We start from the raw sequence: 5,688 nt of genomic DNA, 5'->3' as shown, positions 1-5,688 counted from the left end.
CCCCGGCCGGGCAGGGGGGTGACAGACCCGGCCCCCACCCGGTAGGCAGGGCCCATGGCTACCGAACCCCTCCCGCTCGCCGGAATCACCGTCGTCGCCGTCGAACAGGCCGTCTCCGCGCCCTTCGCCACCCGTCAGCTCGCCGATCTCGGCGCCCGGGTGATCAAGGTGGAGCGTCCCGACGGCGGCGACTTCGCGCGTGCCTACGACACCGCCGCCGGGGGCCTGGCCTCGCATTTCGTCTGGGCCAACCGGGGCAAGGAGTCCCTCGCCCTGGACCTGAAGGACCCGCGCGGACTGGAGGTGCTGCACGGCCTGCTCCAGGACGCCGACGTGTTCGTGCAGAACCTCGCCCAGGGGGCCGCCGCCCGCCTCGGGCTCGACGCTGCCGCGCTGTGCGCCCGCTACCCGCGGCTGGTCGCCGTGGACGTGTCCGGTTACGGCGACGGGGGCCCGTACGCCCACAAGCGCGCCTACGACATGCTCGTGCAGTGCGAGGCGGGACTGGTCTCGGTGACCGGGACCCCGGAGCGGCCCGTGAAGGCGGGGATCCCGGCGGCCGACATCGCGGCCGCCATGTACGCCTTCTCCGGGGTGCTCGCGGCGCTGCTGCGGCGCGGGACCACCGGGCGCGGCGGGCCGGTGGAGATCTCGATGCTGGAGTCGCTGGCCGAGTGGATGGGGCACCCGCTGCACCACACGATGCACGGCGGGGAGCAGCCCGTGCGGACGGGCCTGGCGCACGCCGTGATCGCGCCGTACGACGCGTACGCGACGGCCGACGGGGACCGGGTCCTGCTGTCGGTGCAGAACGACCGCGAGTGGCGGCGGCTGGCCCGCGAGGTGCTGGAACGGCCGGAGCTGGCCGAGGATCCGGCGTACGCGACCAACGCGGCCCGTACCCGGGGGCGGGAGGACACCGACGCGGCGGTGGCCGGGGCGCTGGGCAAGCTCGGGGCCGAGGAGGCGGTGCGGCGGCTGGAGGCGGCCGGGATCGCCTGCGCGCGGCTCAACTCGGTGGCGCAGCTGGCCGGGCACCCGCAGCTGGCGGCGCGGGACCGCTGGCGGGAGGTGGACACCCCGGCGGGCCCACTGCGGGCGCTGCTGCCGCCGATCGGCCTGCCGGGTGGCGCGGAGGCGCGGATGGGAGCGGTGCCCGCGCTCGGCGAGCACACCGATGCCCTGCTGCGCGCCCTGGGGATGACGGGTGAGCGGATCGCGGAACTGCGCGGGGACGGTGTGGTCGCCTGAGGCCGGAGTGCCGGGGCTCCGGCGCGGTGAGCGCCGGAGGACACCGGACGGAGGGGACGGGGCCGGGTGCGGCCGGACGGGCCGGCCGCGCTACGGGGACGGTCGCCGGGGGCCGTTAGGCGCGACGGCTGCCGAAGAGGGTGCGCCGCAGCCTGCGCAGCGGGGCGAACAGCGCGACGCGCGCGCTGCGGCTCCGCTGGACGTGGGTGTGGTCGCGCGAGGTGAGCTCGCGCATCAGCAGGGTCGCCTCGGCCACCTCGTGGCGCGGGACGGCGGGGCCGCCCAGCACGGCGAGATGGCGGTCGAGGCGCGAGCTGGTCGCACTGCTCCCGCAGGTGATGGCAGGCACGCGGGGCGGCCTGCTGCGCATCGTTATCTGTTCCATGTCTCTCCCCACCCGTACGAAGGCACCCGGCCCGGGCAGGGTAACCCTATCGCCTGCACTATGTCCTCGGGTATCCCGGTGGTGTGAATTACCCCTGTGGGTACGGGTAGTTGACGATTACTCAGCGGAGTCGACCGTCACTCTCGGTACGAGATGCGGCACTTGGGAACACGCTCCGTGAGGGGCTGTGGAGAGTGTCGTCACGACGGGGGCCGCCGGGCCCCCGCTGCGCTAACTTGGAGTGATCACCTCGTGACACAGGGGGGAATCGCGTGAGTGCGAACGAAAGCGGGGAGCCCGGGCGTGTCATCGCCGGGCGGTACCGGCTGCTCGGTCCGCTGGGCCGCGGCGGCATGGGCGTCGTGTGGCGCGCCCGGGACGAGGTGCTGGCCCGGGAGGTCGCGGTCAAGGAGGTGCGCGCGCCCGCCGGCCTGGACCCGGCCGAGGTCGCGCGGCTGTACCGGCGGCTGGAACGGGAGGCGTGGGCCTCGGCCCGGGTCTCGCACCGCGGGGTGGTCACGGTCTACGACGTGGCCTCCGAGGAGGGCCGGCCCTGGATCGTGATGGAGCTGGTGCGCGGGCTCTCGCTGGCGGAGGTGCTGGAGGGCGAGGGGCCGATGACCCCGCAGCGGACCGCGCACCTCGGCGAGCAGGTGCTGGCGGCGCTGCGCTCGGCGCACGAGGCGGGGGTGCTGCACCGGGACGTGAAGCCCGCGAACGTGCTGATCGCCAACGACGGCCGGGTGGTGCTGAGCGACTTCGGCATCGCGAGCCTGGCGGGCTCCTCGCCGATCACGATGACGGGCGAGGTGGTCGGCTCCCCCGAGTACCTGGCGCCGGAACGGGCGCTGGGGCGCGATCCCGGTCCCGAGTCGGACCTGTGGTCGCTCGGGGTGATGCTGTACGCGGCCGTTGAGGGGGTCTCGCCGTTCCTGCGGGATACCCCGGTGGCCACGCTGGAGGCCGTGGTGGACGGGGAGCCGCCGCCGCCCCGGCGGGCCGGTCCGCTGGAGCCGGTGCTGGAGGGGCTGCTGCGCAAGGACCCCGCCGCGCGGCTGCCCGCGGCGGAGGCCGCCCGGATGCTGCGCATCATCGGCGCGGGCGGCGCCGTACGGGACCCGGGCGGGCCCCGGTGGGACCCCGAGGCGCCGACGGCCGTGGCGGCGGGGCCTTACGAGGGGCCGCGCGGGGGGCCGTACGAGGGGCCGTACGAAGGGGACCCGGGCCCCGCCGCGCCCTCGCCGGGGCAGCCTCCGGCGGGGAGCGGGGCCGGGGTGGTGCTGACCGTCGGCATCCTGGTGCTGCTGGCGGTGCTGGTCCTGCTGGTGTGGCTGCTGCTGCGCGAGACCGGGGGCGGGGACGGCGCGGCCGGGCCGGCCGGAGGGCCCGAGCCCTCGCGGTCCGCTCCGGCCCCGGCCTCCCCCTCCCCGTCCCCGCCGGCGACCACGGGGCCCGCGCAGAACGTCACCCTGTACGTCCACACCCTGCGGGCCGCCTACGCCGGGAGCTGCCCGCCGCCCCGGACGGGCACGCCCTCGTTCACCGGGACCATCGAGGTGGCGGTGACCCCGGCCGTGGTGGAGTACCGCTGGGCGAGGCTCGACGGGTCCACGTCCGCGGACCCCTGGCAGAGCATCACCTACGAGGCGGGCGGGGCGCGGACCCGTCAGCTGAACCACGACGAGCCGGTGGGGGCCACGGGCGAGGACGTGCGGGACTCGGTGCGGCTGGAGGTGCGCGCACCTCAGCTGAAGACCTCGCCCTGGCTGGAGTTCTCCGTCGCGTGCGAGAGGGAGACCCCGACGGGCGGGGCCTCCACTCCCCCTCCGGCGAGCCCCTCGGGCCCGCCCGCCGGGACGTCGGCGCCGCCGTCCGGGCCGGCGCCGACGGGGAGCCCGGCGGCCGTTTCCTAGGCCTTGCCGCTGAACACCGGGAGGTAGCCGCCGGACTGTCCGGTGGCGGTGGGGTGGTACGACTCGCCGATGTTGGCCCAGTTGACGCTGTGCAGCCAGGCGTCGCCGGAGCAGATCTCGTGGCCGGTGAAGGCCCCGACGACCGAGGCGAAGGTGAAGCCGTGGTCGGCGGCGCGCTTGGCGATGGCGGCGTTGAGGTAGTCGGAGGCGCCGTTGATGGCGGTGCGCTCGCCCTCGGTGAGGCCGGCGACGCAGCTGCCGTTCAGCTTGTAGAAGCGGGGATAGCCGAGCACGACCACCTTGGCGGAGGGGGCGCGGCCGCGGATCGCGTCGTAGACCCGGTCGAGCTGGCCGGGGAGGGTGGAGTCCACGTACGCCTTGGCCTGGTTGACGCGGTTGACACAGGTGGACTCGGACTGGAGGACGCAGGTCGTCATCACGTCGGAGAAGCCGGCGTCGTTGCCGCCGATGGTGATGCTGACCAGGTCGGTGCCGGAGTTGAGCGGGCCGAGCTGGCCGGAGAGGACGTCCCCGGTGCGGGCGCCCGAGCAGGCGGTGAAGGCGAAGCTCTGCGGGGCGTGGGCGGCGGCCCACAGGGCAGGGTAGGCCCGGGTGGTGCGCTTGCAGTCGCCGCTGGCCGAGTCGTAGTTGCCGGCGCCGACGCCGGAGGAGTACGAGTCGCCGAGGGCGACGTAGCCGAAGTCGGCCGAGGCGGCGGCCTGACCGGCGCCGAACAGGGCGGCGCCCGCGGCGAGCAGCAGGGAGGAGGTGAGGGCGGCGACGCGGTGCAATCTCATGCTCATGTGTGCGGCTCCTTGTGGGGGTTACTCCTCAGTCGTTGGTACAAGCAGCCGGGGTTGGCCGGAAGTGTTCATGCCAAGAATTTTCGGGGTGGGACCGGCGCCGGAATCTTCACGCCCGATGCGTTTGAAGAGGGAACCCGTCCACTCGATCCGGCGAAACACGGGTGCGGGCGGGCAGTTCGTGCCGGATCATGGGCGCCATGCCAGCAGACCCGCATGACGCGCTGCCGATCCGGCTCCACGTGGACGACAGTGACTCTCCGTCGGATGTCGTCGACGCGCTCTTCCTCGGCCGGTTCGCGACCGGCGAGCAGCCGTACGCGCAGAGCGTCACCATCGAGCGGGTGAAGACGGAGGCCACCCTGCTGCCCCCGCACGCCACCGTGCTCCGCTCGGCCCGCGACACCGACCGCAGCGCCACGCTCGCCGAGGGCGAGGGCTGGACGGTGCTGGTCTCCCGCTGGAGCCGGGGCGCGGACGTGACGGTCACCGCCGTCAGCGAGGAGCTCGCGCAGCGGGTGCTCGGCCAGGCCACGGACGGGGCGCAGGACGAGCCCGAACCGCAGCCGGAGAACGTCACGATGGGCTTCTGGTACGTCTCCCCGCGCCGGGGCCCGTACCGGACGACCCGGCAGATCTCGGCCGGCACCTGGGCCGAGGTGCGGCCGAACTACACGGCGCCGGTGGCGGCGGCGATGGACCGGCTGATGAAGGTCACCCCGGACGACATCGCGGGGCGGCTGCTGCTGTTGCACGGGCCGCCGGGGACGGGGAAGACCTCCGCGCTGCGGACGCTGGCCCGGTCGTGGCGGGACTGGTGCCAGGTGGACTGCGTCCTGGACCCGGAGCGGCTGTTCAACGACGTGGGCTACCTGATGGACATCGCGATCGGCGAGGACGAGGGCACCGCGAAGGGGCGCTGGCGGCTGCTGCTGCTGGAGGACTGCGACGAGCTGATCCGCGGCGAGGCGCGGCACACGGCGGGGCAGGCGCTGTCGCGGCTGCTGAACCTGACGGACGGGCTGCTGGGACAGGGCCGGAACGTGCTCGTCGGGGTCACGACCAACGAGGACCTGGAGCGGCTGCACCCGGCGGTGGTCCGGCCGGGGCGCTGCCTGGCCCGCATCGAGGTGGGCCGGCTGACGCACCGGGAGGCGGCGGACTGGCTCGGGACCGACGAGGGGGTGTCCCGGGAGGGGGCGACCCTGGCGGAACTCTTCGCCCTCCGGCGGGGGACGGGGCCGGCGGCGGCCCCGGGCCCGCGCCGCCGGGGCGGCACTTCGCGGGCTCCGCATGCGGGAGTCGAGGGCGTACGGTGCGGATGTGGTCACACCAC

5 protein-coding genes are annotated in these 5,688 nt (G+C 74.8%); 3 read left to right on the top strand and 2 right to left on the bottom strand.

Translation table 11 applies throughout. The annotated features are described in order from the left end of the window. Positions 1-54: 54 nt before the first annotated feature. Complete coding sequence (locus AB0O29_RS33765) at positions 55-1,251, top strand: CaiB/BaiF CoA-transferase family protein (RefSeq protein WP_365159611.1); 1,197 nt, start codon at positions 55-57, stop codon at positions 1,249-1,251. A 115-nt stretch (positions 1,252-1,366) separates the two neighbouring features. Here the strand turns inward: AB0O29_RS33765 and AB0O29_RS33760 are convergent, their stop codons facing one another. Further along, positions 1,367-1,636 carry a hypothetical protein gene (locus tag AB0O29_RS33760; RefSeq protein WP_365159608.1) on the bottom strand — a complete coding sequence of 90 codons (270 nt, stop codon included), beginning with the start codon at positions 1,634-1,636 and terminating at the stop codon, positions 1,367-1,369. 353 nt (positions 1,637-1,989) lie between these two features. Here AB0O29_RS33760 and AB0O29_RS33755 point away from each other — a divergent pair, with 353 nt between their 5' ends. Continuing rightward, on the top strand, positions 1,990-3,549 hold the full coding sequence (locus AB0O29_RS33755; RefSeq protein WP_365159617.1) for a serine/threonine-protein kinase: 1,560 nt from the start codon (positions 1,990-1,992) through the stop codon (positions 3,547-3,549). Here AB0O29_RS33755 and AB0O29_RS33750 read toward each other — a convergent pair. Next, on the bottom strand, positions 3,546-4,346 hold the full coding sequence (locus AB0O29_RS33750) for an SGNH/GDSL hydrolase family protein (RefSeq protein WP_365159614.1): 801 nt from the start codon (positions 4,344-4,346) through the stop codon (positions 3,546-3,548). The genes AB0O29_RS33755 and AB0O29_RS33750 overlap by 4 nt on opposite strands. Positions 4,347-4,552: 206 nt before the next feature. Here AB0O29_RS33750 and AB0O29_RS33745 point away from each other — a divergent pair. Beyond that, the coding region (locus AB0O29_RS33745) for a DUF5925 domain-containing protein (RefSeq protein ID WP_365159605.1) at positions 4,553-5,688 on the top strand (1,136 nt) is incomplete at its 3' end.

This window comes from Streptomyces sp. NPDC089915, from assembly GCF_040684675.1.
Taxonomy (GTDB): domain Bacteria; phylum Actinomycetota; class Actinomycetes; order Streptomycetales; family Streptomycetaceae; genus Streptomyces.
This window is presented reverse-complemented; position numbering and strand designations above follow the sequence as displayed.